This window comes from Sphingopyxis bauzanensis (assembly GCF_002205675.1).
In the GTDB taxonomy this organism is placed as follows: Bacteria; Pseudomonadota; Alphaproteobacteria; order Sphingomonadales; family Sphingomonadaceae; genus Sphingopyxis; species Sphingopyxis bauzanensis.
This window is the reverse complement of record NZ_NISK01000001.1, coordinates 1244175-1270600: the sequence shown is the minus strand read 5'-3', so window position 1 is coordinate 1270600 and position 26426 is coordinate 1244175. Positions and strand designations below refer to the sequence as shown.

Sequence of the window (26426 nt, the reverse complement as noted above, 5' to 3'; positions counted from 1 at the left end):
GTGGGCCGAGCGGCAGGACGCAAGGGTGGTGCGATCACTTCGCGCGTCATTGCGAGGAGCCGACGACGACGCGGCAATCCAGAATGGTGCAAGACGGTTCTGGATTGCTTTCGCCGGCTTTCGCCGGGGGCGTAATGACGAAAGAGGCCGAGTTTACTTCGAAGGACGGCGCGGGCTGCGCTGGCCGAAGGGTTTGGGCTTGTAACGATCGGTGGGCTTGCCGCCGGGGCCACCGGGACCACGCGGACGTTCGCCATAGCTGCGATCGCCGCTGGGCGCGCGGCCCAGCGTGCTGCGCGGGGCGCCGTCGCGCGGGCCGCTATGGCCGCCCCCATGGCCGCCTTTATCGCGGCGCGGCGGATAGGTCGGGCCGTCGGGTGCGGGGGTGATCGCGACGCCGCTGTCGTCTTCGCCATCTTCGTTGGCGCTGCGGATCACCGCCTCGGCAAAACGATCGGCAATGGCGCGCGGGATGTTGAACATCGTTTCCTTGGGACCAATGCGGATCGCGCCGATCTCGTTCTTGCTGACATGGCCGCGGCGGCAGAGCAGGGGCAGGATCCAGCGCGGATCGGCATTCTGGTGACGGCCGATGTTGAGGCGGAACCAGACGCTGTCCTCGAACCCTTCGCGCTGATCACCACCGGCGCCGCGTTCCGGACGCTCGAAGCGTTCGCCGCGTTCGGGCCGACCAGCGGTGTCGCGGCCGCGCGGGCCGTTGTCGATCAGATCCTCTGGCGGCGGCATCAGCGCGCGGTGCGCCTGGACGAGCGAAGCGGCGATGTCCTCGGGGGTGCGTTCGGCCATCAGGCGCTGCGCCAATTCGATATCTTCGGGCTCATGCTCGACGGGGGTCAGCAATTTCTCCATCAACCGTTCCTGATCGCGCTTGCGCACGTCAGCGGCCGTCGGAGCGTCCATCCATTCGGCCTCGATCCGCGCGCCGCGCAGCATGCCGTCGACGCGGCGGCGGCGCGGATAGGGGACGATGATGACCGCGGTACCCTTTTTGCCCGCGCGACCGGTGCGGCCCGAACGATGCTGTAATGCTTCAGCATCGCGGGGGATTTCAACGTGGACGACCAGGCTGAGCGTCGGCAGATCGATGCCGCGCGCGGCGACGTCGGTCGCGACGCAGACTTTGGCGCGGCGATCGCGGAGCGCCTGCAGCGCGGCGTTGCGCTCGTTCTGGCTATGCTCGCCCGACAGCGCGACCGCGGCGAACCCGCGCTCGACCAGGCTCGCGTGTAGGCGGCGGACATTGTCGCGCGTCGCGCAGAACAGCATCGCCGTTTCGGCGTCATGCAAACGGAGCAGGTTGACGACCGCGCCTTCGATATCGGCGGGGGCGACGGTGACGGCTTGATAGGCAATATCGCCATGGCCGCGGTCCTGGCCAACGGTCGAAATGCGCAGCGCGTTCGTCTGGTAGCGCTTGGCGAGTTGTACGATCGGACTGGGGATCGTCGCCGAGAACAAGAGCGTGCGGCGGGTGGCGGGGGTGCCGTCGAGTATTTCCTCAAGATCGTCGCGAAAGCCCATGTCGAGCATTTCGTCGGCTTCGTCGAGTACCGCGACGCGCAGCGCCGAGAGGTCGAGCGCGCCACGTTCGAGGTGATCGCGCAGGCGCCCGGGGGTGCCGACGACGATCTGCACGCCCTGACCGAGCGCGCGGCGTTCCTTGCTGGCGTCCATGCCGCCGACGCAGGTTGCAATGCGCGCGCCGGCCTTGGCATAGAGCCAGCTGAGCTCACGGCTGACCTGCAGCGCGAGTTCGCGGGTCGGAGCGATGATTAGCGCGAGCGGCGAGGTCGCGTAGGGCATACGGCCATCTTCGAGCAGTTCGTCACCCATCGCGAGGCCGAAGGCGACGGTCTTGCCCGACCCGGTCTGGGCGGAAACGAGCAGGTCACGGCCCTTGGCCTGATCTTCGCTGACTTGCGATTGAACGGGGGTGAGCGTTTCATAGCCGCGCGCGGTCAGGGCGTCCGAAAGGACGGGGGAAAGATTTTCGAAAGTCATTATTATCTCAATAACATAGGCGGTCACCGGTGCGGTGACGGGCCGATAGAAGGGGCTCAATGGGCTTAAATCACCTGTCCGGCAGCGTGTCCGCTTGCCCAGGCCCATTGAAAATTATAGCCGCCTAACCACCCTGTGACATCTACGGCCTCGCCGACCGCATAGAGGTTTGGAACGGTTTTGGCCACCATTGTTTGCGACGACAGGCTGGCGGTCGAAATTCCGCCCACGGTGACCTCCGCTTTTGCGAAGCCTTCGGTGCCATTGGGGCGGAAATCCCAGCGCGTGAGACGCGATTCGGCATCAGCAAGTTTGCGGTCGGTTTGCGCGGCGAGTTCGCCCGTGAGGGCAAGGCGTTCGGCGAGCGTTTCGGCGAGGCGATCGGGGAGCATCGCGCCCAGCGCGGCGCGCAGGGTGGCGCGTGGACGGCTGCGCTTGGCTTCGAGCAGCCAGTCTTTTGGCGTGTCGGGCAGGAAATCGATCGTGACGGGCTCTCCGTGACGCCAATAGCTGCTCGCTTGGAGAATCGCCGGACCCGAGAGGCCACGATGCGTGAAGAGCGCCGCTTCGCGAAACGCCGCCTTGCCCGCGCGCGCCTCGACCGGCGCTGCAATGCCCGACAATTCGCGGAACAGCACATCGTCGCCGCCAAGCGTGAGCGGGACGAGCGCGGGGCGCGGCTCGACGACCTTGAGTCCGAACTGGCGCGCGAGGTCATAGGCGAAGCCGGTCGCGCCCATCTGCGGAATCGACGGGCCGCCGGTGGCGATGACGAGAGCGGGCGCGGAAAAGCTGGCGTCGCCGAAGCGGACGGTGAACTTGGCGTCGGCGTGCGTGACATCACGCACCGGCTGGCCGGTGCGGACGTCGACCCCGCCATTGGCTGCCTCCTCCAACAGCATCGCGACGATCTGTTTCGCCGACCCGTCGCAGAACAGCTGGCCCAGCGTCTTTTCGTGATATGCGATGCCATAGCGATCAACGAGCGCGACGAAATCGGCGGGGGTGTAGCGGGCGAGCGCCGATTTGGCGAAATGCGGGTTCGCAGAGATAAAGCGGTCGGGCGCGGTATTCACATTGGTGAAATTGCACCGCCCGCCGCCCGAGATCAGGATCTTCTTCCCCACCTGATCGGCGTGGTCGAGCAACAGCACGCGCCGCCCGCGTTGACCCGCAATCGCGGCGCACATCAATCCGGCCGCGCCGGCACCCAGCACGATGGCATCAAATTCGGTAGTGGACATGGTGCCTCAGTGCAGCTTCGCGATTGGCAGGCTGTCGGCCTTGGCGCGCGCCTTCACGGATTCCTCGCTGCGGGTCAGCGCTTTGGCGATCGACTTCAGCGGCATGCCTTTTTTGGCGAGCGTATGCAGTTTGTCGATCTCGGCCGGCGTCCACGGCTGTTTGTGGCGTTCGAACTTGTCTTTCATGCCTGCGTCTCCGGGTCGGTTTCGACCGCGAGGATCGCGATCGCATCGTCGCGGCCCTGATATTCGACGCTCTCTCCCGCCTCGGCGCCCATGAGTGCGCGAGCGAGCGGCGCTGAAAAGGCGACGCAGCCGAGCGCCGGGTCAGCCTCGTCACCGCCGACGATGGTGATCGTTTTTTCGGCCTTGTTCAGGCGATAGGTCACGCGGCTGCCGATACCGACGCTGCCATCGGCAGGGGGCGCCTGCACCTGGGCGGTCGATTGGCGGGTGTGGAAGTAGCGCAGCCGGCGCTGCAATTTCTTGCGTGCCTCTTTGTCGCCGGTCGCCGCGATCTCGGCTTCGATTTGCGCAACCGCTTCGACGAGCCGTCGCAGCCCGCGCGGCGTCACCAGATTCGGGCCGACCGCGATGGGCAGCTCGAACTCGGGTTCCTTATGCTCGTCGTCGCCCTCGCGGCGAAACGCTACGCTCATGGTCTGGCTTTCCGGTCGAAATCGCAAAAGCCGCTCCTGCGCGCCGAAGGTGGCGACAAAATGGCGCGATAAACCAGGTGAAGCGTAACCTTTGGGTGCGCGCCGCCGAAACTCCTGTCGATGCCATCCTCCGCATCGTCCGTTTTCAAAGGGAGTATCCAATATGTCAAACAGCCTGAAACTGTCGCTCGCCGCCTCGGCGGTTCTCGCCATGGCCGCCGGAGCGGTCGCCGTACCCGCCGTTGCCGCCGACGGTGCCAAGGAGCGCTGCTATGGCGTATCGCTGAAGGGCAAGAATGATTGCGCCGCCGGTCCGGGCACCAGCTGCGCCGGTACCTCGACCGTCGATTACCAGGGCAACGCCTGGAAATATGTGACCAAGGGCAGCTGCGAAAAGATGGGCGGCACGCTGGCCGCGCATAAGGGCAACACCAAGCCGGTCGCCAAAAAGAGCTGAGCCAAGTGCCCCCCCGCCCGCTCCGTGAATTGCCGCAGCGCGCCGGTTTCGGGCTCAAGCCCGAACATTATGCCGACGTGCTGGCGGCGGCGGAGCGGGGTGCCCCGCCCGCCTGGGCCGAAGTTCATCCCCAAAATTACTTCGGCGCAGGCGGGCCTCCGCATCGCTGGCTGACCGCGATTGCGGAACATGTGCCGCTGAGCTTTCATTCGGTCGGATTGTCGCTGGGTTCGGCGGCCGGTGCGGATACTGGCGACTTGGAATCGCTGGCGACGTTGTGCGACCGTTATGAACCGGCGATGGTGTCGGATCACCTCAGCTGGAGCAACGGGCCGGACGACAAATTTCCCGACCTGCTTCCCATTCCTTACAGCGATGCTGCGCTGGACCATTTCGTGCGTGAAGTCGGGCGCGTGCAGGACCGCTTGGGGCGGTCGATGCTGATCGAAAATCCCTCGCGCTATCTCGCTTACGCTGGCGACGATTGGGAAGAGGTCGATTTCCTCCACCAACTGTGCCGCCGCGCCGGTTGCGGCCTGCTGCTCGACATCAACAATGTCGAGGTGTCGGCCTTCAACCTTGGGCTTGATCCGGCGCCATGGCTAGACAGGTTCGATCCGGCGCTGGTCGGCGAGGTACATGTCGCGGGGCACAGCCGCAAGGCCGACGATATGGGCGGCACGATCGCAATCGACGACCATGGGTCAGCGGTGCGCAACAGTTGCTGGGATTTGCTCGCGACCTTTCGGCGCCACGCCGGGCCGAAACCGGTGCTGATCGAATGGGACAGCGATGTTCCCGATTTTGCGGTGCTGATGGCCGAGGTAGCCAAGGCCGACGCGCTACTGGCGCGCGAGCCAGTCGATGCTTGACGGGCAGGCGGCGATCGCCGCGACGCTGCTTCGCGGTCCCGATCACCTGCCAACCGGATTGTTCGCGGGCGGCCGCGCTGCGGTGCTGCGCGGCCTGCGCGTCCATGCCAACACCATCTCGCACGCGCGGCTTGTCGCGCTCGAAGACACTTTTCCCCGTACCCGCGACTATCTGGGCGAAGGCGAGTTCAATCGACTGTCGCGCGCCTTCATCGACGGCGGCGGCGCGCAGGGCCGGTCACTAGCGCTGATCGGGGAGAGTTTTTCCGACTGGCTCGTCGATCCGAGCGCCGCTGACCTCGCACGCGTCGAATGGGCGTGGCTCGAAAGCTATCACGCGCCCGACACGGTGGCTCTGACGCTGACCGACCTGGCGCAGTTGGACGAAGCGGCGCTGCTGGCGTTTCGCGTCCGGCGCCATCCGGCGACCCGCGTCGTGACGCTGGCCCATGCCGCTGCGCTGCTGGTCGATCCTGCATTTGCGACCGACGTCGGCGCATTGATGGTGGTGCGACCCGAGGCCATGGTGCAGCTGCACGCGGTCGGGCCTGCCGATGCCGCGGCGATAGAGATGGCGGACGAAATGACGCCGCTGGGTAACCTTATCGCACAACTTGCCGAAGAACATCCCGAAGGCGGAGCGGCCATCGCGGCGCTGATCGCCGCCGGGGCTTTCGAAAGGGTTTGATAAATGAACGGCGTTTTTGCCTTTTACGATCGCGGTGTCGCGCTGGTGTCGGGCCGCGTCGGTGAATCGATCGCGTTGCTCCTCCTGCGCGTTGCGCTTGCCGGGATATTCTGGCGCTCGGGGCGCACGAAGGTCGTCGAAGGCAGTTTCTTGCAGATTGACCCGATTCAATATGATCTGTTCGCGTCGGAATTTTCGGGCTTGCCACTGGACCCGGCAATTGCGGTACCACTGACGACCTACGCCGAGCATGTCTTTCCGCTGTTGTTGCTGTTCGGCCTCGCGACGCGATTGTCGGCTGGCGGGCTGCTGGTAATGACGCTGGTGATTCAGATTTTCGTATTCCCCGATGCATGGTGGCCGGTGCATTTGTTGTGGGCGGCGATGGCGGCGATGTTGATCGTGCGCGGCGGCGGACTGTTCGCGCTCGATGCCGTTGCTGCTACGCTGCGGCGCAGATGAGCATCGACGAACCCTCGCTGGCGCGGTTGATGGCGGCGTCGCAGCGCGGCGACCGCGCGGCCTATCGCGCCTTGCTCGGCGATTGCGGTAAATGGCTGGCGCGCTATTTTGCGCGCCGCATCGCACCGCATCAGATCGACGATCTGGTGCAGGAGACGCTAGTGTCGGTGCACCGCAAGCTTGCGACCTGTGACAACAGCCGGCCGTTCCTGCCTTGGCTGGCGGCGATCGCGCGCTATCGCTGGATCGACCTGTTGCGCCGCCAGCGCGACGAGATCGAACTGGGCGAGAGCGACGCGGCGGTCGGGGCTGAGGATGAGGTCGTCCACGCGCGCCTCAGCCTCGACCGCATGCTCACCCTGCTTCCGGCGGGACAGGCGCAGGCGATCATGTTGGTCAAGATCGAGGGCGCCTCGATCGCCGAAGCCTCTCAGATTTGCGGACAGAGCGAGTCGCTGGTGAAGGTGAATATCCATCGCGGGCTTAAGAAGCTGGCGCAGTTGATTGAAAGCGAATGAAATGACGAATGGATCGATCGACAATCTGATCGAGGATCTGGCGGGGGAGCTTGAACCCGTGCAACCGCGTCGCCTCGTGCGCGGATCGCTGTGGGTGGCGGGTGGCTGGCTCGTTGGCGCCGCGGCATTGTTGTGGCTCGCCGGGCCGCGGCACGACCTGGCGGATGGCGCGATGATGCCGCCGCTGCCGCTGCTTGCCTTCTGGCTGATCGTCGCATTGGGTTTTGCCGCGGCGTGGAGCGCGTTGCGGATGGGATTACCCGGCGTCGGCCGCGATTATGGCGGGTGGCGCTGGGCCGGGCTGGCAGCGCTCGCGCTGCCTTTTTCCGCCGTGGTGATGGCGTTGAGCGACGGTCACGCTGCGATGGATGCGGCGCGCCCCGACAATGGTCTGCACTGCCTCGCACAGGGTGTGTTCGCGGGGCTGGGGGTGGGAGCGGCGCTATTCGCCTGGCTCAAGGTCGGTGCGCCGACGTCGCCGACGCGCGCGGGCTGGGTGATCGGTATCGCGGCGGGCGCTGCGGGCGCAACGATCATCGCGCTACACTGCGCGTCGAACGACATGATTCATATCGGGCTCTGGCACGGACTGGCGGTCGCGCTGTCGGGTGTCGCCGGCCGCGTGCTGCTGGCGCCGTTGCTGCGCTGGTAGGAGCGCTGGACAAAATACTTCTTTTGTGTATTATATAGGTAACACACAAAGGAGATTGGCGATGCGTAACTGGACGATGGCGGTGCTGCCGCTGGCTTTGGCGATGACGGTCACCGCATGCAGCGGTGCCGACCGCGCGGACGGCGACCAGCAGCGCAAGAGTGGGACGACAGGATCCGCCGACGCGGGTCCGGTCGCGAGGAAAAGCTATGCGCTGACCGGGTTCACTGAGGTCAAGGTCGCCGGCCCGGACGATGTCGCCATCCGCCAAGGCGAAGCCTTTTCGATCAGTGCCAAGGGGCCGCAGGCGTTGCTCGACCGGCTGGAGATAGACGTCGACGGTCCGACGCTGTCGATCGGACGAAAGCGGGAAGGTTTCAGCTTTTCGAGCCGCGACGACGGTGATGTCGAAATTACCATCACCATGCCGCGCCTCAACGGGATACGGCTGACCGGGTCGGGATCGATCGACGCTGACAGCGTCGATGGCGATGCGGTCGAGGCAGTGGTTACGGGATCGGGCGACCTCAAGATCGCGAAGCTGACCGGCAAGCGCGCCGACATTAGCGTATCGGGATCCGGCGACATCGAAATCGGCGGCGGCACGGTGGATGCGGGCGAGTATAGCGTGACCGGATCGGGCGACATCGACGCCGACGGGCTCGTCGCGCAGACGCTCGAGGTGTCGATAACCGGATCGGGCAATGTCGAAGCGCAGGCGACCGGCACCGCTGACGTCAACATCCTGGGGTCGGGCGATGTCACGCTGGGTGGCGGCGCCAAATGTTCGTCGCGCCAGCTCGGTTCAGGATCAGTCAGCTGCAAGTAAGGCGGCGCTGGTGCTGCCTGCCCGGACCGGGTAAGGCGGCACGATGACGCTTGCCCTCCGAACCGCCGCACTGGCGACCATCGTTCTACTCGTTATTGCTCCCGCTGCGGCGGCCGAAAAACGCTTTGGGCTGACGAGCTTCGAGGCAATCGAGGTCAACGCCGATTATATCGTGGAGGTAACGACCCGCGCGCCCGTCGGCGCGGTGGCGACGGGGTCGCAGGACGCGCTCGATCGGCTGACCATCGATGCGCGCGACGGGCGGCTAGTCATCGGCCAGCGCCAGTTTGCGGGCGATGCGGAACGGCGGGCGCCGCGCGGCGCGGTGACGATCCGGATCAATGCCGCGAACCTGCGATCTGCGACGATGGGCGGTGCAGGATTGCTTCGGATCGACCGGATGAAGGGAGGTCGCGTTACCGTTGGGCTGCGCGGCCCCGGGACGCTGTCGGTTGGAACGATCGCAACCGACCGGTTGTCGGTGACGATGATCGGTAATGGCACGATGACGCTGGGTGGTACTGCGAAACAAGCGCAAATGACGCTGTCGGGCGCCGGGATGTTCGTTGCCGGGGCGCTGGCGGTCGACATGTTGACGTTCGATGGCGAAGGCGCGGGCGACCATGTCCTGCGCGCGGTGAAAACCGCCAGGGTAACGGCGCGCGGGGTTGGCAAGACCGTCGTGCTGGGCAAGCCGGTGTGTACGGTGCGTAATATCGGCAATGGGTCGGTGCAATGCGGGGCGGTCAAACGTTAGTTCGTTCGGTTGCCACGAACGGACTTCTAGCCCTGCGTCGGGCTATTGACCCGCCGTTCCCAGCCCGTCGATCTTCTTCGACTGGCGCATGATCAGTCCCGGGAACCAGCGCGCGAGCCGCGACAACCGCTTTGCCATCTTGCCGACCGTTGTATGAACCTTGTCGCCGTGGACCGCAGCCCACGCCGCTTCTGCAACGCGTTCGACCGGGACGATCTCGAACCCGCTTTGCGACAGACGTTCGCGCGCCGGTGCATTGCTGTCGGCGCTGACCTGATTGAGCAGCGGAGTGTCGATAAAGCCTGGCATCAGTGAACGCACTTTGATGCCGTGTTTGGAGAACTCGATTTCGAGCGCCTCGGTCAACCCGCGCACCGCGAATTTTGTCGCGGAATATATGGCGAGACCGGCGACGCCGTAAAATCCCGATGCGGACCCGGTGTTGAGGATCGTCGATCCCGGGGTCGCGCGCAGTAACGGCAACGCGGCGTAGATGCCGTTGACGACGCCGCCGAAATTGATCGCAATCAACCGGTCAGCTTCGGCGGGCGGCATGTCGGCGAACTGGCCGCCAGTACCGATCCCGGCGTTGTTGAACAGCACGTCGAGGCGGCCGTCGCTGTCCTTGGCAAAGGCATCGAGTGCTGCGGCCCACTGGTCGCGGTCGCGCACGTCCATCACATGGCGCGACGAGGCGCCGTCGGGCAGCAGCGCGGCGGTTTCGTCGATCCCGGCGCGGTTGACGTCGGCGATCCCGACGAACCAGCCCTGAGCGGCGAAATGGCGCGCGACCGCGCGGCCAATGCCCGATCCGCCGCCGGTGATGAAAATCGTCTTTCGTGCCATCCGCCCCTCTTTACATTGTTGTCAGTTGGACATGATGCGAAGGTGACGTTCGCGTCAAGCGACAATCGCGGCTTGGCAAGGTCGCTTGCCGCTGGCTAAGAGTGCGGCGATGACCCGCGGCCTGCGTCTGCTCCTCCTGTCGTTGATGCTTTTTTGCGTCGGCCTGACCACCCCGGCCCGCGCCGAGGTTGTGGTGAGTTTCTACAGCCACGATTTCGGCGACCGTTTTCCGCACGCTTTCATCGTGCTGAAGGGCAAGATCGACGCGACGGGGGAGGCGGTCCACGCCAATTACGGCTTCACCGCATCGTCTGTCAGCCCCGCGATCCTGCTAGGGTCGGTCAAGGGCAAGGTGCAGACTTCGAAGCCGGACTATATCGCCAAGAGCGACCGCCAGTTCGACGTCACGGTCGATGACGCAACCTATGCGCGGCTAATGGCAAGGATCGCCGAATGGCGCGACCGCGAGCAGCCGAGTTACAGCCTGAACAAACGCAACTGCGTGCATTTCGTGATGGAGCTGGCTGAGGTTGTCGGGCTGACGGTCAACCGCAAGAGCAAGTTGTTCAAGAAGCCGAAGAGCTTTTTGATCGAGGTGAAGGGGTTGAACCCGGGTTTGGGCTGACCGCGGGTTTCGACTAGGCGCGGACACCCACTGTCGTCATCCCGGACTTGATCCGGGATCCAGCCGCCCTCTCGGTAAAACGCTGTTCAAGGCCGCATGGATTCCGCATCGAGTCCGGGGTGCCGAAGACATGAGGGCGGATCCCTACCCGGAAGCCGCCATTGTAGCGAGCCCCCGGCAATTCCGGGCCATAACCTCCCCCTAGACGCAGCCCCGCTTTCACCCTATGTTCAGGGAACGGGGCGCAATATCTTATGCTCCAACGATAACAGGGGCGATTCTTGCGGTTATTGCTGACCCTATTGGCATTGCTGACCGGCTTGGCGACCGCCGACCGGGCGGTTGCTGCGCCTGCCGTTCCGGCGGCAATGGGTGCGCTTGTGCTGCTCGCCGAAACCGCGGGGCAGGCCGAAGCCAGCGATAGCGAACGCCGTCCCGCCGTCGCTGCGCCGACCCGGCGATCTAGCGGTGGCATCGGCCGCAAGCCGCGCAAAGCCGCGCCGCCGCATCTCCCCGGCCTGCTCACCGGTAGCGACCGCGCGCTCGAGTAGAGCGCTGCTTTAGCGTCCTGTTCGTCAGGCGCCGCCCTGCGTGGGGTTTTCTTGCATATTCTTGCGGCCCGCACGCCGCCTCTCCATTTCACATTCCAAGGAATATTCGATGTTTTCTGGCCTCGCCAAGAGCCTGTTCGGCTCGTCCAACGACCGTTATGTCGCCTCGATCCGCAAGATCGTCGAAAATATCAACACCTTTGAACCCACGATGCAGGCGTATGATGACGCGGCGCTGCAGGCGCAGACGCCGAAGTTCCGCGCCCGCCTCCAAGCCGGCGAGACGCTCGACGACATCCTGCCCGAAGCTTTTGCGACGGTGCGCGAGGCCGCGGTCCGCACGCTCGGCATGCGTCATTTCGACGTCCAGATGATCGGGGGCATCGTCATGCACCGCGGCGAGATTGCCGAAATGGGAACCGGTGAAGGTAAGACTTTGGTCGCGACGCTTGCGGCCTATCTCAACGCGCTCGAAGGCAAGGGCGTCCATGTCGTCACCGTCAACGACTATCTCGCCCGACGCGACGCCGAATGGATGGGGCAGGTCTACAGCTTCCTGGGGCTGACCACCGGGATTATCGTGCCGAACCTCAACGAAATGCAGCGCCGCGACGCCTATGGCAGCGACATCACCTATGCGACGAACAACGAGCTGGGGTTCGATTACCTGCGCGACAATATGAAGTTCGACCGCCAGCAGATGGTCCATCGCACCTTCAATTTCGCGATCGTTGACGAGGTCGATTCGATCCTGATCGACGAAGCGCGCACCCCGCTGATCATCTCCGGCCCGACCGACGACAAGTCCGAGCTGTATATTCGCGTCAATGAGGTCGTCCTGCAACTGACCGAGGATGATTATGAGAAAGACGAAAAGTCCAAATCGATCAACCTGACCGAAGACGGCACCGAGCATGTCGAGCGGCTGCTCGAGGATGCAGGGCTGCTCCAGGGCAGCAACCTTTATGACATCGAGAACACCCAGGTCGTCCACCACGTCAATCAGGCGCTGAAGGCGATCCAGATGTTCCGGATCGACACCGACTATATCGTCAAGGACGGCAAGGTCGTCATCATCGACGAATTCACTGGCCGCATGATGGACGGGCGCCGCTGGTCCGACGGTCTGCACCAGGCGGTCGAGGCCAAAGAAGGCGTGCAGATCGAGCCCGAGAACCAGACCCTCGCATCGATTACCTTCCAGAACTATTTCCGCATGTATCCCAAGCTTTCCGGGATGACCGGCACCGCGGCGACCGAGGCCGCGGAATTCTTCGACATCTACAAGATGAATGTCGTCAACATCCCGACCAACCGTCCGATCGCGCGCATCGACGACGAGGATGAGTTCTACAAAAATATCGCCGACAAGTTCGGCGCGATCGCCAAGACGATCCGCGAAGCGAACGAGCGCGGCCAGCCGGTGCTGGTCGGCACCGTGTCGATCGAAAAATCCGAGCTGCTGTCGTCCTACCTCGAAAAGGAAGGCGTCGCGCACAGCGTCCTCAACGCGCGTTTCCACGAAAGCGAGGCGCATATTGTTGCGCAGGCGGGACGTACCGGCGCGGTGACGATCGCGACCAACATGGCGGGTCGCGGCACCGACATCAAATTGGGCGGCAACGAAGAATTCCGCATCGACGACGAGCTGAAGGATGTCCCCGAAGGCCCCGAGCGCGATGCAGGTATCGCGCGCATCACCGCCGAAGTTGCCGCCGAGCGCGAAGCAGTGAAAGCCGCGGGCGGGCTGTTTGTGCTCGCGACCGAACGTCATGAAAGCCGCCGCATCGACAACCAGCTGCGTGGCCGTTCGGGGCGTCAGGGCGACCCCGGCCTGTCGAAATTCTACCTCTGCCTCGACGACGATCTGCTGCGCATCTTTGGCCCTGACACGCTGTTTTCCAAGATGATGAACAAGAATCTGGAGGATGGCGAAGCGATCGGGTCGAAATGGCTGTCTAAGGCCATCGAGACCGCGCAGAAAAAGGTCGAAGCGCGCAACTATGACATCCGCAAACAGGTCGTCGAATATGACAACGTCATGAACGACCAGCGCAAGGTGATCTACGAACAGCGCGGCGACATCATCGACAGCGAGACGGTCGACGATGTTATGGTCGCGATGCGCGCCGAAACGGTCAACGCGATTGTCGCCGACGCCTGCCCGCCGGGGAGCTATCCCGAACAATGGGATATCGAGCAGATGAAGGAGCGGGTCGCCAATATCCTCGACCTTAATCCGCCGATCGATGACTGGATGCAGGAAGACGCGGTCGATCCCGAAATGTTCGAGGAACGCATTCAGGCGATGGCCGACGCGACCGCAGCTGAGAAGGCCGGGCTCGTCGATGCGGATACGTGGAAGGGCATCGAAAAATCGGTGCTGCTGCAGACGCTTGATCATCAATGGAAAGAGCATCTGGCAACGCTCGACGCGCTGCGTCAGGTGGTGTTCCTGCGCGCCTATGCGCAAAAACAGCCGATCAACGAATATAAGCAGGAAGCCTTTGCGCTGTTCGAACGCATGTTGTCGAACATCCGCGAGGATGTGACGCGGACTGTGGCGCGGATCGATCTGCGCTTTGAAGAGCCGGAAGCGATGCCGCTGCCCGATCTGCCCGATTTCCTGACCACCCACATCGACCCGTTCACTGGCGAAGATAACAGCGCGGACATCGATAGCGGCGGGCTGGGCGTGATCGCGAATACGCTGCCGCCGATGCAGATCCCGCGTCCTGACATGCCCGAGGGTGAAAATCCCTATGCGTCGCTCGAAATCAGCCGCAACGCGCCGTGTCCGTGCGGGTCGGGCCGCAAGTATAAGCATTGCCACGGCCAGATTTGATTCTGCTCTGACGCGATGACGGGGCTCGCCGCGCTCTTTGGCTTGACCGCGCTGCTCTATGCTGCGGTCGGCTTTGGTGGCGGGTCGACCTATACCGCGCTGCTGCTCCTCGGCGGCGTCGCGGTTGGGCTCGTTCCGGCGATCAGTCTGGCGTGCAACATCATCGTTGTCAGCGGCGGCACGATCCGCTTTGCGCGGTCGGGCGCGATGCCGTGGGCAAAGGCGCTGCCGCTCGTCGCGGTTGCAGCGCCGCTGGCATTTCTCGGCGGACTGACGCCGGTGAAGCAGGGGGTGCTTGTCGTCCTGCTTGGCCTTTCACTGCTTGCCTCGGCGGTCGCGCTGCTGATCCAACCGCAGAAGGCCAAGCCCGAGCAGTTGTCGCCCAGGCTGTTGCTACCGATTGCTGCAGCGCTCGGTTTTCTTGCGGGGGTCGTCGGGATCGGCGGCGGCATCTTTCTCGCGCCCATCCTCCACCTGATCCGCTGGGCCGAAGCCCGGACGGTCGCGGCGACTGCGAGCTTCTTCATTCTCGTCAACAGCCTCTTCGGGCTGACTGGTCAGTTGTTAAAAGGCAAGGGCAGCGAAATGATCGGTGCCGTCGCGAGCCACTGGCCGCTGTTGGTCGCGGTGCTGATCGGCGGCGCCATCGGGACTCAGCTTGCGGTGAAGAGCGGACCCGCGGCGCTGATCCGGCGGCTCACCGCGGTGCTGGTTGGGGTCGTCGCGATCCGCCTGTTGTTTGGTTTCTAACGCTTTTTTTGTGCCCTTGCCTTCCCGTGCGGCGGTGCTAGCATCGGCATTACAAGCTTGGTGGCCACGTAGCTGACAAGCGACGCAGCAGCTGGAACACGGGACGCCGCGCCGGACTGGCGCATCAGGCGCGGTACGAATTGGCACGTTGCGTGGAAAGGGCAGGCGCATTTCCTTCTTTGACGAAATGAACAGCCAGGAGGGCGAAACCCGGTCGCCCTATCGAGACTATTGCGGGTGGTTCGAGGCCGAGGATGTGGCGCGTATCCAACACAAGGCGGTGCAGGCCGAAGCGCTGTTCCGCACTACGGGGATCACCTTCAACGTCTATGGCGCGGTCGATGGCGATGAGCGGCTGATCCCCTTCGACGTCGTGCCGCGCATCATCTCAGCCAGCGAATGGCGCCGCCTGTCGCGCGGCATCGAACAGCGCGTGCGCGCGCTGAACGCGTTTCTCTACGACATCTATCACCGGCAGGAGATTTTGCGCGCTGGCCGGGTGCCGACCGACCTGATCGCTGGCAACGCGGCGTTCCTGCCGATGATGATGGGACTCGATCCGCCCGGCGGCATTTATACGCACATCAGCGGCACCGACATCGTCCGCACCGGCGCCAATGAATTTTACGTGCTCGAGGACAATGCGCGTACCCCGTCGGGGGTGTCGTATATGCTCGAGAATCGCGAAACGATGCTCCAGATGTTTCCTGAGCTGTTCGCCAAAGTGCCGGTGCGTGAGGTCAGCGATTATCCGATCAACCTGCTGAAATCGCTGGCGGCCTGCGCGCCGCCCGCCTGCGGCGGGACTCCGACGGTCGCGGTGCTGACCCCGGGCATTCACAACAGCGCCTATTACGAACATAGTTATCTGGCGGATCATATGGGCGCCGAACTGGTCGAGGGGCATGACCTGCGCGTCGTTGATGGCCGCGTCGCGATGCGCACGACGCAGGGGTATAAGGCGATCGACGTGCTTTATCGGCGCGTCGACGATGATTTCCTCGACCCGCTGAACTTCCGACCCGATTCGATGCTGGGCGTGCCGGGGATCTGGGACGTCTATCGCGCCGGCGGCATCACGATTGCCAACGCGCCCGGCACCGGTATCGCCGATGACAAGGCGCTTTACAGCTACATGCCTGACATTATTGAATTTTATACGGGCGAAAAGGCGCTGCTGCCCAATGTGCCGACGTGGCGCTGTTCGGAACCCGAGCATCTGCGCGAGGTGCTCGATCGCCTGCCCGAACTGGTGGTCAAAGAGGTGCATGGATCGGGCGGCTACGGAATGCTCGTTGGCCCCGCTGCGAGCAAGAAGGAACTGGCGGCGTTCCGCGCCAAGCTGGAGGCCAACCCGAGCAACTATATCGCGCAGCCGACGCTGTCGCTGTCGACGGTGCCGATCTTTACCAAAAAGGGGTTGGCGCCGCGCCACGTCGATCTGCGACCCTTCGTGTTGATGTCGCCGCAGGGGATCACGATCACCCCTGGGGGGCTAACGCGGGTCGCGATGACCCGGGGGTCGCTGGTGGTCAATTCGAGCCAGGGCGGCGGGACCAAAGATACCTGGGTACTGGAAGACTGATGCTGGGCAAGACCGCAGGCAGCCTCTTCTGGATGGCGCGCTACCTCGAGCGCAGTGAGAATAATGCGCGCCTGATCGATGCGGGGTTCCGCATCGCGCTGACCCGGTCGCAGACCGCGGCGGCGGAATGGAAATCGGTGCTGGTGACCGCAGGGGTCAATCAGGCGTTTCAGGCGGCGCATGGCGACTACAGCTCGGCGCGGGTGATCGATTTCCTGCTCCGCGATCCCGCCAACCCGTCGAGCATCTTGTCGGTGATCCGCCAGGCGCGCGACAACGCGCGCACCGCACGCACCGCGTTGACGCGCGAGACATGGGAGGCGGTCAACACCAGCTGGATGACGCTGACCGCGCTGCTCAAGCGGCAGGTGCGCGAGGATGACCTGCCCGATGTGCTGACGACGATCCGCCAGCAGAGCGCGCAGGTGCGCGGCGCGCTGAACGGCACGATGCTGCGCAACGACGGCTATCATTTCGCGCTGCTCGGTACCTATCTGGAACGCGCCGACAACACCGCGCGGATCCTCGACGTCAAATATTATCTGCTGCTGCCTTCGGTCGCGCACATCGGCACCTCGATCGATAATGTGCAGTGGGAAACGATCCTGCGCTCGGTGTCGGCGCACCGCGCCTATCGCTGGCTGTACGGGGCGGAGATCAGCGCGCTGAAGATCGCCGAGTTCCTGATCCTTTATCCGCAGATGCCCCGCAGCCTGGCATTTTGCAGCGAGCGGATGGAGAATCATCTGGCCCAACTGCAGCGCCATTATGGCGAAGAGACCGACGCCTGGCGGCTGGCGCATGCGCTGAGCCACGAAAAGCTCAATGCGCCGATCCAGTCGATCTTTGACGGCGGTCTCCACCAGTATGTGACCGGCTTCCTGCGCGATATTGCCAACCTCGCGCGGCAGGTCGAGCGCGACTATCGTTTTGTCGAATGAAACTCCGCGTCGAACATATCACCCGCTATCATTACGATGCGCCGGTCAAATATGCGCTGCAGCAGCTCAAGCTGACGCCAAAGAACCGGCCGGGGCAGCAGCATATCGTCGACTGGGCGATCGATATAGAGGGCGGCGCGCAGCAACTCCACTACACCGATCACCACGGCAATGGCGTCGACCTGATCGCGATCGATGGCGGCGTGACCGAACTCACGATCCGCTGTCACGGCACGGTCGAGCTCGAAACCTGGGACGGGGTGATCGGAGCGCACCGCGGCGCAATGCCGCAGTGGATCTTTCTGCGCCCGACGCCGCTTACGCGCGCGGGGCGGCAAGTGCGCGCGCTGACCGCCCAGCTGGGCCGCGATTACGCCAATGACATCGAACGCGCGCACGCGCTGTCGGCATTGATCATCGACCGGCTGGCTTACCGGATCGGCTTTACCGATGCGGAGACCACCGCCGAACAGGCGCTCGGCAGCGACGGCGGGGTGTGCCAGGATCATGCGCATATCTTCATCGCCGCGATGCGCCATCTGGGGCATCCGGCGCGCTATGTGTCGGGCTATCTGATGATGAACGACCGGACGCAGCAGGACGCAACGCATGCGTGGGCCGAGGCGCATTTCGATCATATCGGCTGGATCGGGTTTGACGTCAGCAACGGTCATTCGCCCGACCAGCGCTATATCCGCGTCGCCACCGGTCTCGATTATCGCGACGCCGCCCCGGTTCGCGGCATGCGTTATGGTGCGGCGCAGGAAAATCTGGTTGTCCAATTGCAGGTCCAGCAATAAGCGGGCTGCGGGGACACGGGACGATCCGTGGCGGGGATACGGGATTAGATGACTTATTGCGTTGGCATGCGGTTGAACAAAGGGCTGGTGTTCATGTCGGACACCCGCACCAATGCGGGTGTCGACGACATCGCACAGGTGCGCAAGATGCGCAGCTGGCACGTGCCGGGCGAGCGCGTTATCACGTTGATGTCGGCGGGCAATCTGGCGACGACGCAGGCGGTGGTCAGCTTGCTCGACGAACGGACCAAGGCGCCCGAAGACCGCCACCCGTCGATCCTCGAAGCGCCATCGATGTTCCAGATCGCGACAATCGTCGGCGAAACGCTGCGCCAGATCGTGATGCGCCACAATGCCGAAGGACCGGCGGCGGCATCGCCCTTTCGCGCCTCACTGATTATTGGCGGACAGATCAAGGGCGCCGAGCCGCGGCTGTTTCTTATCTATCCCGAGGGCAATTTTATCGAGGCAGGCGAGGACAATCCCTTTTTCCAGATCGGCGAAACCAAATATGGCCGCCCGATCATCGTGCGATCCTATGATCCGGCGATGTCGTTCGAGGATGCGGTCAAGCTCCTCTGCGTATCGTTCGACTCGACGATCCGCGCCAACGCCGGGGTCGACCTGCCGATCGACCTGAAAATCCACGAGCGCGACGATTATACGACGGTGCGCGAACGGCGCTTCGAACGCGGCGACCCCTATTTCGACAGCGTTGCCAATGGCTGGGCCGAGGCGCTGGGCATCGCGCTCGCCGAGCTTCCCGACTTTCATTTCTGATCGCCTTCGGCCACCGTTCCCGGGTACCACACCGGGAGGGATTGCCATGACGCGCTGGATTGCTGCTGCGCTTGTTTTGACCGCCACGCCGGCCGCTGCCGATGAGGCGCGCTTCGACAAGGCGCTGCACGATTTTCGCGAGCGACATCGCGCCGAAATGCGCCGGTCGAATATCGCCGGGAGCAGCTTTTATGTCGTGCGAGACGGGCGGACGGTCGCGGCCGATCATCTTGGCGAACAGGATGCCGACGCTCATGTGCCGGTCGATGCCCGGACCATCTATCATTGGGCATCGATCACCAAGACGATGACGGGGATCGCGATCATGCAGCTGCGTGATCGCGGGCTGCTGTCGCTCGATGACCCGATCGTCAAATATGTCCCCGAACTCGCGGCGGTGCATAATCCCTATGGCGATACGGGCGCGATCACGCTGCGCCAGCTGATGAGCCACAGCGCGGGCTTTCGCAGCGGGACATGGCCGTGGCGCGCGCGCGACTGGCAGCCGTTCGAGCCGGCGGGCTGGTCGCAGCTGGTGGCGATGCTGCCCTATACCGCGGTCGAGTTTAAACCGGGCAGCCGGTTCGGCTATTCCAACCCCCGAATCGTCTATCTGGGACAGGTGATCGAGCGCCTGTCGGGCGAGGATTATGAAGTCTATATCGACAAGAACATCCTGAAGCCGCTGGCGATGCATGCGAGCTATTTCGACCGCACCCCGCCGCACCTGCTGCCGCATCGCTCGCACAGCTATTTTATCCGCGATGGCAAGCGGGTCGCCGCGCCATTCGACGTCGATACCGGAGTGACGGTGTCGAACGGTGGGCTCAACGCGCCAATGCCCGACATGGCGAAATATCTGGCGTTCCTGGTCGGCGATCCGGCGCGTGCGACCGAATATGATCGGGTGTTGAAGCGCTCATCGTTCGAGGAAATGTGGCAGCCGCAGATTTCGGCGGGCGACGACTTTACGCAAGGCCGCATGGCGACGACGACGCAGAGCGGCCTGTCCTTCTTCATCGATCGCAGCGCCGCGGTGGGGTTTGTCGGGCACAATGGCGACCAGAACGGCTTTCGCGCCTATCTGAGTTTCTGCCCCGATCAGAGGGTCGGGAGCCTGCTGGCGTTCAATACCGAAACGCGCGAGGTGCAGAACAGCGTCGTCAATCGCGAAACGGCGGAATCGCGCGTGGCGTTGGCGACCGACGGGCTGTGCGCGGCGCTGGCGGAATAGTTCGACGAATCTCGCAGGTGTAAGTTCACGCTTGCTCTAGCCTCCGTCATGCTGAACTCGTTTCAGTATCCACAGTCCGCCCGCTCCATCGGAGCAGCGTTGCGAGAACGGCAAGGCCATGGATGCTGAAACAAGTTCAGCATGGCGAAAGACAGAGGACTGCCGATCATTAGCTAACCAGGATAATCGCCGATCAAGTCCGGGATGACGATGGTGAGACTATCTGTTCTTCCGCCCTTTGATCAATCCATCGACCAAACTCGGGTCGGCCAGCGTCGAGGTGTCGCCGAGCGACCCGAAGTCATTCTCGGCGATCTTGCGCAGGATTCGGCGCATGATCTTGCCGCTACGCGTCTTGGGCAGGCCCGGGGTCAGGTGGATATGGTCGGGGGTTGCGATCGGGCCGATTTCCTTGCGGACCTGCTGCCTGAGCGCCGCGGATACCTCGTCGGTCGGCTCGACCCCGGCGTTGAGCGTCACATAGGCGTAGATGCCCTGACCCTTGATATCGTGCGGGAAACCGACGACCGCGGCCTCGGCGACGAGTTCATGCAGCACCAGAGCGCTTTCGACTTCGGCGGTGCCCATGCGGTGGCCCGACACGTTGATCACATCGTCGACGCGGCCCGTGATCCGCCAGTATCCGTCGGCGTCGCGGCGGCAGCCGTCGCCGGTGAAATATTTGCCCTTATAGGTCGAGAAATAGGTTTCGGCGAAACGGGCGTGATCGCCGTAGATCGTCCGCGCCTGTCCGGGCCAGCTGTGCGTGATGCACAAATTGCCCTCGGCGGCGCCGCCGGTCTGTTCGTCGACGAGGACACCGCCCTCAGCATCGACGAGCTGCGGGCGGATGCCGAAAAACGGCTTGCCCGCGCTGCCGGGCTGCGCGGGATGCGCGCCGGGCAGGGTGGTGATCATGATGCCGCCGGTCTCGGTCTGCCACCACGTATCGATGACAGGGACGCGCCCTTTGCCGACGGTGTCGCTGTACCAGCGCCACGCCTCGGGATTGATCGGTTCGCCGACGCTGCCGAGCAGGCGGAGCGACGACAAGTCGTGGCGCGTCACATAATCATCGCCCTCGCGCATTAGCGCGCGGATGGCGGTGGGGGCAGTGTAGAGGATGTTGACCTGGTGCTTGTCGACGACCTGCCAGAAGCGGTCGTGGTCGGGATAGTTTGGAACGCCTTCGAACATGAGTGTCGTCGCGCCATTCTGGAGCGGGCCATAGACGACGTAGGAATGTCCGGTGACCCAGCCGATGTCGGCAGTGCACCAGAAGATCTCGCTGGGGCGATAGTCGAAGCCATAGAAGAAAGTGCTGGCGGTCCAGACGCTATAGCCGCCGACGGTGTGCAGCACGCCCTTGGGCTTGCCGGTCGATCCCGAGGTGTAGAGGATGAACAGCGGGTCTTCGGCGTTCATCGGCTCGCAGGGGCAGTCGGCGCCGACGTCGGCCGACAGCGCGTCGTACCAATGATCGCGGCCTTCCTTCATATTCACGTTGCCGCCAGTGTGTGCGATGACGAGGACGGCTTTGACGTCGACGCGCTCAAGCGCCTTGTCGACATTGGCCTTCAAGGGAACGTCCTTGCCGCCGCGCAGGCCCTCGTCGGCACAGATCACCCAGTCGCTACCGCAATCCTCGATCCGGCCGTGGATCGCCTCGGGCGAGAAGCCGCCGAACACGACGCTGTGGACGGCGCCGATGCGGGCGCAGGCGAGCATTGCGACCGCCCCCTCGGGGATCATCGGCATGTAGATGGTGACGCGGTCGCCCTTTTGGACGCCCAGTTTCTTCAGCGTGTTGGCGAAGCGGATGACGTCGGCGAGCAGCGCGGCATAGCTGATCGTGCGTGATTCGCCATCGGGCGCGTCGGGCTCGAAGATGATCGCGGTGCGCATCCCATGGCCCGCCGCGACATGGCGGTCGACGGCGTTGTGGCAGAGGTTGAGGACGCCGTCTTCGAACCATTTGATCTCGACCGGATCGTAGGACCAGCTCGCGATCTTTGTTGGCCGCGTGATCCAGTCGAGACGCCTTGCCTGCTCGGCCCAGAAGGTGTCGGGGTCGTCGATGCTTTGGGCATAAAGGCGATCATAATCGGCGGCGGTGCAATGTGTGTTTGCCGCGGCGTCGGTCGGAACGGGAATCAGCGGTTCGGATGGGGGTAGGTCTGACACGTCTGCTTCTCCCGCTTTCGATTTGACTCGGTTGCTGGCTGCGATAACCCGCGAGCCACAAGTTGCAAGGCGCGATGGCGCCGACGAAGGGGCGGAATATGGTTCAACTGGGCCAGGTGATAGGTGATCTGCTCGACCGGCTGGGGGTTTCCCGCGCGGCCTGGACCGAAGGGAAGATGCCGGCCGTGACGCCACTGACGGGCGAACAGCTCGGCATGGTACAGACCGTCGATGCTGCGGCGATCGACGAACGGCTCGATCGGGCGAGCGCCGCGTTCCGCAGCTGGCGTCATGTTCCCGCGCCGCGCCGCGGCGAACTGGTGCGGCTGTGGGGCGAGGAATTGCGCGCGGCTAAGGATGATCTGGCCCGGCTGGTGATGATCGAAGCCGGCAAGATCCCGTCCGAGAGTGCGGGCGAGGTGCAAGAGATGATCGACATCTGCGACTTCGCGGTCGGGCTGTCTCGCCAGCTCTATGGCCTGACCATCGCCACCGAGCGGCCGGGGCATCGGATGATGGAGGTCTGGCACCCGCTGGGCGTTGTCGGCGTGATCTCGGCGTTCAATTTTCCGGTCGCGGTGTGGGCGTGGAATGCCGCGCTGGCGCTGGTGTGCGGCAACAGCGTGGTTTGGAAACCGTCGGAAAAGACGCCGCTCGCCGCATTGGCGGTGCAGGCGGTATTCGCTCGCGCGGCGGCACGTTTCGGCGATGCGCCCGAGGGGCTGTCGCAATTGCTGATCGGCGGGCGCGAGATCGGTGAGGCGCTGGTCGACGATCGGCGGGTGGCGCTGGTGTCGGCGACCGGATCGACACGGATGGGGCGCAGCGTGGCGCCTCGGCTTGCGGGGCGATTTGCACGCGCGATCCTTGAGCTGGGGGGCAACAATGGCGCGATCGTCGCGCCATCGGCTGACCTCGATCTGGCGCTGCGCGGCGTGGCGTTCGGCGCGATGGGGACGGCGGGGCAGCGTTGTACGACGACGCGGCGGTTGTTCCTCCATGACAGTATTTATGACGGCTTTGTTGCGCGATTGAAGGGCGCCTACGGCAGCGTGCGCGTCGGCAATCCGCTCGAGGATGAGGTGCTGGTCGGGCCGCTGATCGACCGCGCGGCGTATGACATGATGCAAGAGGCGCTGGGGGCAGCGAAGGCTGTGGGCGGGGTTGTTCATGGCGGCGAGCGGGTCGGCGACGGCGACAGCTATTTTGTGAAGCCCGCGCTGGTCGAAATGCCGGGACAGGTCGGGCCGGTGCTCGACGAGACCTTTGCTCCGATCCTCTACGTGATGCGCTATTATGATCTGGATGCGGTGATCGACCTGCACAACGATGTCGCGGCGGGATTGTCATCGGCAATTTTTACGACCGATGTTCGCGAAGCCGAGCGGTTTTTGGCGGCAAGCGATTGCGGGATCGCGAACGTCAATCTGGGGACGAGCGGCGCTGAGATCGGCGGGGCGTTCGGCGGCGAAAAGGAAACCGGCGGCGGCCGCGAAAGCGGGTCGGACAGCTGGCGCCAATATATGCGGCGCGCGACGAATACGATCAATTATTCGGATGCGTTGCCGCTAGCACAGGGTGTGAGTTTCGAACTTTGATGGCGAGCGGCTGCTCAAAACCCCGTTCGTGTCGCGCAAAGTCGAGACACCGTGAAGCCGTACACGCCCGATGGGCATCTCGACTTCGCAGGATGCGAACGGAACAGGGTGGGCGGCGTCAGTCCGCCCGCCAGCCGAAGCCTTCTTCGAGTGCAACGACTTGGCCAGTTGTGCCAACGGGCTCCCGCGTCCCGTCCGTCAGAAAAGCCACCATCGCTGCATCCGCGACATCAACATGCGCGAGCGTGCGCGCGCTATCCGGGGTGCGCGCAACGACAACACCCGCCTTTGGCGCCCCATCGCGGCCGTAGAACACCGTGTAGCTTTCGATCGTCGCCGGTCCGGCATAGTCCTCGGTCAACTCAGGCACCGCGCCGCGTTTTGCCTCGGCTTCGGCCTGATAGTCGAAATCCTGCGGGAAGCTCGCTCCGACGATCGGCTCCCTCCCGAGAACAATGCAATGATTGTCGGTTGCAAAGCCGCCATTGGCGAACAGAAAGCCATGGCGACCCTCGGCGCGCAACCGATCAACCATCGAGACGATGGCGTGGCTCATATAGTTGGCGATCGGGCCGCCGCCAAAGGTCAGCCCGCCGAACACCGTCGCGGGGCGGTCCCACGGCCAGCCGAGGATGCGCCGCGCCATTTTCGGCACGCATGGAAAGCAGCTGTAAAGTTCGACATGGTCGAAATCCTGCGCCGTCATGCCGTTAAGTGCGAGGGTGCGCGTGATCGACGTTTCCATACTGACGCTGCCGTCGTAGCGGTCGCGGTGGAGGATGCTGGCGGGCTCCTTCGCCGCCGCGCCCATGCCGACGTAGATCAGCCGGTCCTCGGGGATGACACGCCGCCACGCTTCGGCGAGGCTGGCGACGATGAAGCCTGCGCCTTGATTGACGGACGAATTGGCGACCATCAGTTTTGAATAGGGGAAAGCGATCGGGCGATTGCGTTCGTCGACTCGAAGGATGTCCTCGGGCGACGACGCTTTGCGGATCCATGCGCCTTCGTGCGCTGCGGCGACTTCGGAAAAGCGTGACCAGATCTCTGCACTCTCGAATTGCGCGTCTTCCAGGCTCTGACCCCACGCGGCGCGCGTCGCATTCTCGTAGAGCGGATAGACATCGACCGGCGCAGCCAGCCCGTGCAGCTGCGCGTAATTTGGCTCGCGCCGCGTCGCGACCTTGCGGATCGCGTTATAGCTTTTATCCTCGCCGCTGGCGGCCTTGGCGGCGCGGCCCGCGGCGGTGCGCAGCGCCTCAGCACCGACGATCGCTGCGAGTTTGACCTCGCCGGCGCCGATGCGGTTCGCAGCCTCGTTGAGCAGACGCACCGGCGTGTCGCCGTGCGGCGCAGCGGATTGGTAATTTATCGCAGGCGTCGCGCCGATCGCGGCGGCGAGGGGTTCGCACAGCTTGCCAAGGTGGTGAAAGCTGATTTGATCGACGATCGCGAGGCTGTCGAGATCGGCCAGCGGTACGCCAGCATCCTCAGCAGCAATCCGGAGCGCGGCGACCATCAGCTCTAGCGAGTCCAGCCCTTGATCGGGATCGTTGGGACGATCATTGACCTGTCCGACACCGATGATGACGGGAATACGCTCGGGATCGGTCATCGTCATTTTAGCGTGCCTTCCACTCAGGCTTGCGCTTTTCGGCAAAGGCGCGCGGGCCTTCGCGCGCGTCTTCGCTGCGCATCAGCGCGGTGCGTTCGAGCGTGTTGGCTTCCCAATAGGGCGCGTCGGCGGCGATGCGGCCGTCGTGGATGCCGAGCGCGACGCGCTTCGACGCTTGCACCGACAGCGGCGCGTTGGCGGCGATCTTTTCGGCCAGCGCGATCGCGGTGGGAAGCAGGTCGGCGAGCGGTACGAGATGATTGACCAGCCCGAATTCGGCGGCGCGCGCGGCGGGGATCGGATCGCCGGTGAGCATATATTCCATCGCCAGCTTGCGCGGAATTTGCTGCGCGAGGCGAAACGCGCCGCCCGCCGCGGCGAACAGCCCGACCTTGACTTCGGGCAGGCCGAATTGCGCATGATCGGCGGCGATGATGATGTCACTCATCAACGCGATCTCGCAGCCACCGCCAAAGGCAAAGCCGTTGACCGCGGCGATGATCGGTTTGGATATCGGGTGCGATACCATGCCGGCAAACCCCCACGCCTGCTGAGCCGGATCGTCGGGATAGAGGCTCTCGCCCCGCGACAGGGCGACCAGGTCGGCTCCCGCGCAGAAGCTTTTGTCGCCCGCGCCGGTGATGACGACGGCGCGGATTTCGGGATCGCTTTCGGCGGTTTCGAGCGCGGTGCCGATGCCGATATGAACCGCGGCGTTGACCGCGTTGCGCGCGTCGGGCCGGTTGATCGTGACGATCAGGATATGGCCGCGGCGTTCGGTGAGGATGGTGGTGTCGGTCATCGCGAATCTCTCCCTTTGAGGCGAGTATCGCGGTTGGTTAACGTTTACGTCAACCGTAATCCTCGCTGTGGCGAAGCCATGGGGAGAGGGGTCATCCGCAGGATGGTGGA

The 26426-nt window shown here is 64.0% G+C and carries 26 protein-coding genes; 18 read left to right on the top strand and 8 right to left on the bottom strand.

The window, feature by feature from the left end; genetic code table 11:
* Window positions 1–153: 153 nt before the first annotated feature.
* The 4 genes from CDQ92_RS06195 to CDQ92_RS06180 all read right to left on the bottom strand — a co-directional run bounded on the left by CDQ92_RS06195 (window position 154) and on the right by CDQ92_RS06180 (window position 3925).
* Window positions 154–2022: a DEAD/DEAH box helicase gene (locus tag CDQ92_RS06195; protein WP_088440625.1), complete on the bottom strand. Its 1869-nt coding sequence runs from the start codon at window positions 2020–2022 to the stop codon at window positions 154–156.
* Window positions 2023–2087: 65 nt separating this feature from the next.
* Window positions 2088–3266, bottom strand: coding sequence for a BaiN/RdsA family NAD(P)/FAD-dependent oxidoreductase (locus tag CDQ92_RS06190; RefSeq protein WP_088440418.1), 1179 nt, complete (start codon window positions 3264–3266; stop codon window positions 2088–2090).
* 6 nt (window positions 3267–3272) lie between these two features.
* Complete coding sequence (locus tag CDQ92_RS06185; RefSeq protein WP_056368868.1) at window positions 3273–3452, bottom strand: hypothetical protein; 180 nt, start codon at window positions 3450–3452, stop codon at window positions 3273–3275.
* Complete coding sequence (locus CDQ92_RS06180; RefSeq protein WP_088440417.1) at window positions 3449–3925, bottom strand: GreA/GreB family elongation factor; 477 nt, start codon at window positions 3923–3925, stop codon at window positions 3449–3451. The genes CDQ92_RS06185 and CDQ92_RS06180 overlap by 4 nt, the downstream gene beginning before the upstream one ends.
* A gap of 163 nt (window positions 3926–4088) precedes the next feature.
* On the opposite strand from CDQ92_RS06180, the gene CDQ92_RS06175 reads away from it, so the two are divergent.
* The 8 genes from CDQ92_RS06175 to CDQ92_RS06140 all read left to right on the top strand — a co-directional run bounded on the left by CDQ92_RS06175 (window position 4089) and on the right by CDQ92_RS06140 (window position 9160).
* Window positions 4089–4382 carry a BufA1 family periplasmic bufferin-type metallophore gene (locus CDQ92_RS06175; protein WP_088440416.1) on the top strand — a complete coding sequence of 98 codons (294 nt, stop codon included), beginning with the start codon at window positions 4089–4091 and terminating at the stop codon, window positions 4380–4382.
* Window positions 4383–4387: 5 nt separating this feature from the next.
* Window positions 4388–5254, top strand: coding sequence for an MNIO family bufferin maturase (gene bufB / locus CDQ92_RS06170; RefSeq protein ID WP_088440415.1), 867 nt, complete (start codon window positions 4388–4390; stop codon window positions 5252–5254).
* A complete protein-coding gene (locus tag CDQ92_RS06165) occupies window positions 5247–5942 on the top strand; it encodes an HvfC/BufC N-terminal domain-containing protein (RefSeq protein WP_088440414.1) in 696 nt (231 codons plus the stop codon). The genes bufB and CDQ92_RS06165 overlap by 8 nt, the downstream gene beginning before the upstream one ends.
* Before the next feature lie 3 nt (window positions 5943–5945).
* Window positions 5946–6404 (top strand): DoxX family protein, encoded by a 459-nt coding sequence (locus tag CDQ92_RS06160; RefSeq protein WP_088440413.1) that lies wholly within the window; start codon window positions 5946–5948, stop codon window positions 6402–6404.
* Entirely contained in the window at window positions 6401–6922 is a 522-nt protein-coding gene (locus tag CDQ92_RS06155; RefSeq protein ID WP_088440412.1) for a sigma-70 family RNA polymerase sigma factor, read from the top strand. Before CDQ92_RS06160 ends, CDQ92_RS06155 begins: the two co-directional genes overlap by 4 nt.
* Before the next feature lies 1 nt (window position 6923).
* A complete protein-coding gene (locus tag CDQ92_RS06150; protein WP_088440411.1) occupies window positions 6924–7574 on the top strand; it encodes an NrsF family protein in 651 nt (216 codons plus the stop codon).
* Window positions 7575–7635: 61 nt separating this feature from the next.
* On the top strand, window positions 7636–8403 hold the full coding sequence (locus tag CDQ92_RS06145) for a head GIN domain-containing protein (RefSeq protein ID WP_088440410.1): 768 nt from the start codon (window positions 7636–7638) through the stop codon (window positions 8401–8403).
* A 43-nt stretch (window positions 8404–8446) separates the two neighbouring features.
* Complete coding sequence (locus CDQ92_RS06140; RefSeq protein ID WP_088440409.1) at window positions 8447–9160, top strand: head GIN domain-containing protein; 714 nt, start codon at window positions 8447–8449, stop codon at window positions 9158–9160.
* A gap of 42 nt (window positions 9161–9202) precedes the next feature.
* On the opposite strand, the gene CDQ92_RS06135 is transcribed toward CDQ92_RS06140, so the two are convergent.
* The gene (locus tag CDQ92_RS06135; protein ID WP_088440408.1) at window positions 9203–10006 is read right to left on the bottom strand and encodes an SDR family oxidoreductase; all 804 of its coding nucleotides are present in this window, start codon (window positions 10004–10006) and stop codon (window positions 9203–9205) included.
* A gap of 109 nt (window positions 10007–10115) precedes the next feature.
* On the opposite strand from CDQ92_RS06135, the gene CDQ92_RS06130 reads away from it, so the two are divergent.
* The 9 genes from CDQ92_RS06130 to CDQ92_RS06090 all read left to right on the top strand — a co-directional run bounded on the left by CDQ92_RS06130 (window position 10116) and on the right by CDQ92_RS06090 (window position 20117).
* Window positions 10116–10631 (top strand): hypothetical protein, encoded by a 516-nt coding sequence (locus CDQ92_RS06130; RefSeq protein WP_088440407.1) that lies wholly within the window; start codon window positions 10116–10118, stop codon window positions 10629–10631.
* 290 nt (window positions 10632–10921) lie between these two features.
* Window positions 10922–11182, top strand: coding sequence for a hypothetical protein (locus CDQ92_RS06125; RefSeq protein WP_237246111.1), 261 nt, complete (start codon window positions 10922–10924; stop codon window positions 11180–11182).
* A gap of 109 nt (window positions 11183–11291) precedes the next feature.
* Window positions 11292–14027 carry a preprotein translocase subunit SecA gene (gene secA, locus CDQ92_RS06120; RefSeq protein ID WP_088440405.1) on the top strand — a complete coding sequence of 912 codons (2736 nt, stop codon included), beginning with the start codon at window positions 11292–11294 and terminating at the stop codon, window positions 14025–14027.
* A gap of 15 nt (window positions 14028–14042) precedes the next feature.
* On the top strand, window positions 14043–14777 hold the full coding sequence (locus tag CDQ92_RS06115) for a sulfite exporter TauE/SafE family protein (RefSeq protein ID WP_088440404.1): 735 nt from the start codon (window positions 14043–14045) through the stop codon (window positions 14775–14777).
* Between the two features lie 187 nt (window positions 14778–14964).
* Window positions 14965–16362, top strand: coding sequence for a circularly permuted type 2 ATP-grasp protein (locus tag CDQ92_RS06110; protein ID WP_188682313.1), 1398 nt, complete (start codon window positions 14965–14967; stop codon window positions 16360–16362).
* A complete protein-coding gene (locus tag CDQ92_RS06105; protein WP_088440403.1) occupies window positions 16362–17303 on the top strand; it encodes an alpha-E domain-containing protein in 942 nt (313 codons plus the stop codon). Before CDQ92_RS06110 ends, CDQ92_RS06105 begins: the two co-directional genes overlap by 1 nt.
* Window positions 17300–18103 (top strand): transglutaminase family protein, encoded by an 804-nt coding sequence (locus tag CDQ92_RS06100; protein WP_088440402.1) that lies wholly within the window; start codon window positions 17300–17302, stop codon window positions 18101–18103. Before CDQ92_RS06105 ends, CDQ92_RS06100 begins: the two co-directional genes overlap by 4 nt.
* 48 nt (window positions 18104–18151) lie before the next feature.
* Window positions 18152–18883 carry a proteasome-type protease gene (locus tag CDQ92_RS06095; protein ID WP_088440401.1) on the top strand — a complete coding sequence of 244 codons (732 nt, stop codon included), beginning with the start codon at window positions 18152–18154 and terminating at the stop codon, window positions 18881–18883.
* A 76-nt stretch (window positions 18884–18959) separates the two neighbouring features.
* Window positions 18960–20117 carry a serine hydrolase domain-containing protein gene (locus CDQ92_RS06090; protein ID WP_158213765.1) on the top strand — a complete coding sequence of 386 codons (1158 nt, stop codon included), beginning with the start codon at window positions 18960–18962 and terminating at the stop codon, window positions 20115–20117.
* Between the two features lie 219 nt (window positions 20118–20336).
* Here the strand turns inward: CDQ92_RS06090 and acs are convergent, their stop codons facing one another.
* On the bottom strand, window positions 20337–22301 hold the full coding sequence (gene acs / locus CDQ92_RS06085; protein ID WP_088440399.1) for an acetate--CoA ligase: 1965 nt from the start codon (window positions 22299–22301) through the stop codon (window positions 20337–20339).
* A 98-nt stretch (window positions 22302–22399) separates the two neighbouring features.
* Here acs and amaB point away from each other — a divergent pair, with 98 nt between their 5' ends.
* Entirely contained in the window at window positions 22400–23899 is a 1500-nt protein-coding gene (gene amaB, locus CDQ92_RS06080; protein WP_088440623.1) for an L-piperidine-6-carboxylate dehydrogenase, read from the top strand.
* 118 nt (window positions 23900–24017) lie between these two features.
* Here amaB and CDQ92_RS06075 read toward each other — a convergent pair whose 3' ends face one another.
* Window positions 24018–25520 carry an acetyl-CoA acetyltransferase gene (locus CDQ92_RS06075; RefSeq protein WP_229667254.1) on the bottom strand — a complete coding sequence of 501 codons (1503 nt, stop codon included), beginning with the start codon at window positions 25518–25520 and terminating at the stop codon, window positions 24018–24020.
* A 1-nt stretch (window position 25521) separates the two neighbouring features.
* Window positions 25522–26316 (bottom strand): crotonase/enoyl-CoA hydratase family protein, encoded by a 795-nt coding sequence (locus tag CDQ92_RS06070; RefSeq protein WP_088440398.1) that lies wholly within the window; start codon window positions 26314–26316, stop codon window positions 25522–25524.
* Between the last annotated feature and the right edge of the window lie 110 nt (window positions 26317–26426).

Coding starts and splice junctions, on each gene's coding strand:
- CDQ92_RS06195 (WP_088440625.1), bottom strand. CDS start 2,022: ATGACTTTCGAAAATCTTTCCCCCGTCCTTTCGGACGCCCTGACCGCG.
- CDQ92_RS06190 (WP_088440418.1), bottom strand. CDS start 3,266: ATGTCCACTACCGAATTTGATGCCATCGTGCTGGGTGCCGGCGCGGCC.
- CDQ92_RS06185 (WP_056368868.1), bottom strand. CDS start 3,452: ATGAAAGACAAGTTCGAACGCCACAAACAGCCGTGGACGCCGGCCGAG.
- CDQ92_RS06180 (WP_088440417.1), bottom strand. CDS start 3,925: ATGAGCGTAGCGTTTCGCCGCGAGGGCGACGACGAGCATAAGGAACCC.
- CDQ92_RS06175 (WP_088440416.1), top strand. CDS start 4,089: ATGTCAAACAGCCTGAAACTGTCGCTCGCCGCCTCGGCGGTTCTCGCC.
- CDQ92_RS06165 (WP_088440414.1), top strand. CDS start 5,247: ATGCTTGACGGGCAGGCGGCGATCGCCGCGACGCTGCTTCGCGGTCCC.
- CDQ92_RS06160 (WP_088440413.1), top strand. CDS start 5,946: ATGAACGGCGTTTTTGCCTTTTACGATCGCGGTGTCGCGCTGGTGTCG.
- CDQ92_RS06155 (WP_088440412.1), top strand. CDS start 6,401: ATGAGCATCGACGAACCCTCGCTGGCGCGGTTGATGGCGGCGTCGCAG.
- CDQ92_RS06150 (WP_088440411.1), top strand. CDS start 6,924: ATGACGAATGGATCGATCGACAATCTGATCGAGGATCTGGCGGGGGAG.
- CDQ92_RS06145 (WP_088440410.1), top strand. CDS start 7,636: ATGCGTAACTGGACGATGGCGGTGCTGCCGCTGGCTTTGGCGATGACG.
- CDQ92_RS06140 (WP_088440409.1), top strand. CDS start 8,447: ATGACGCTTGCCCTCCGAACCGCCGCACTGGCGACCATCGTTCTACTC.
- CDQ92_RS06135 (WP_088440408.1), bottom strand. CDS start 10,006: ATGGCACGAAAGACGATTTTCATCACCGGCGGCGGATCGGGCATTGGC.
- CDQ92_RS06130 (WP_088440407.1), top strand. CDS start 10,116: ATGACCCGCGGCCTGCGTCTGCTCCTCCTGTCGTTGATGCTTTTTTGC.
- secA (WP_088440405.1), top strand. CDS start 11,292: ATGTTTTCTGGCCTCGCCAAGAGCCTGTTCGGCTCGTCCAACGACCGT.
- CDQ92_RS06115 (WP_088440404.1), top strand. CDS start 14,043: ATGACGGGGCTCGCCGCGCTCTTTGGCTTGACCGCGCTGCTCTATGCT.
- CDQ92_RS06110 (WP_188682313.1), top strand. CDS start 14,965: ATGAACAGCCAGGAGGGCGAAACCCGGTCGCCCTATCGAGACTATTGC.
- CDQ92_RS06105 (WP_088440403.1), top strand. CDS start 16,362: ATGCTGGGCAAGACCGCAGGCAGCCTCTTCTGGATGGCGCGCTACCTC.
- CDQ92_RS06100 (WP_088440402.1), top strand. CDS start 17,300: ATGAAACTCCGCGTCGAACATATCACCCGCTATCATTACGATGCGCCG.
- CDQ92_RS06095 (WP_088440401.1), top strand. CDS start 18,152: ATGACTTATTGCGTTGGCATGCGGTTGAACAAAGGGCTGGTGTTCATG.
- amaB (WP_088440623.1), top strand. CDS start 22,400: ATGGTTCAACTGGGCCAGGTGATAGGTGATCTGCTCGACCGGCTGGGG.
- CDQ92_RS06075 (WP_229667254.1), bottom strand. CDS start 25,520: ATGACGATGACCGATCCCGAGCGTATTCCCGTCATCATCGGTGTCGGA.
- CDQ92_RS06070 (WP_088440398.1), bottom strand. CDS start 26,316: ATGACCGACACCACCATCCTCACCGAACGCCGCGGCCATATCCTGATC.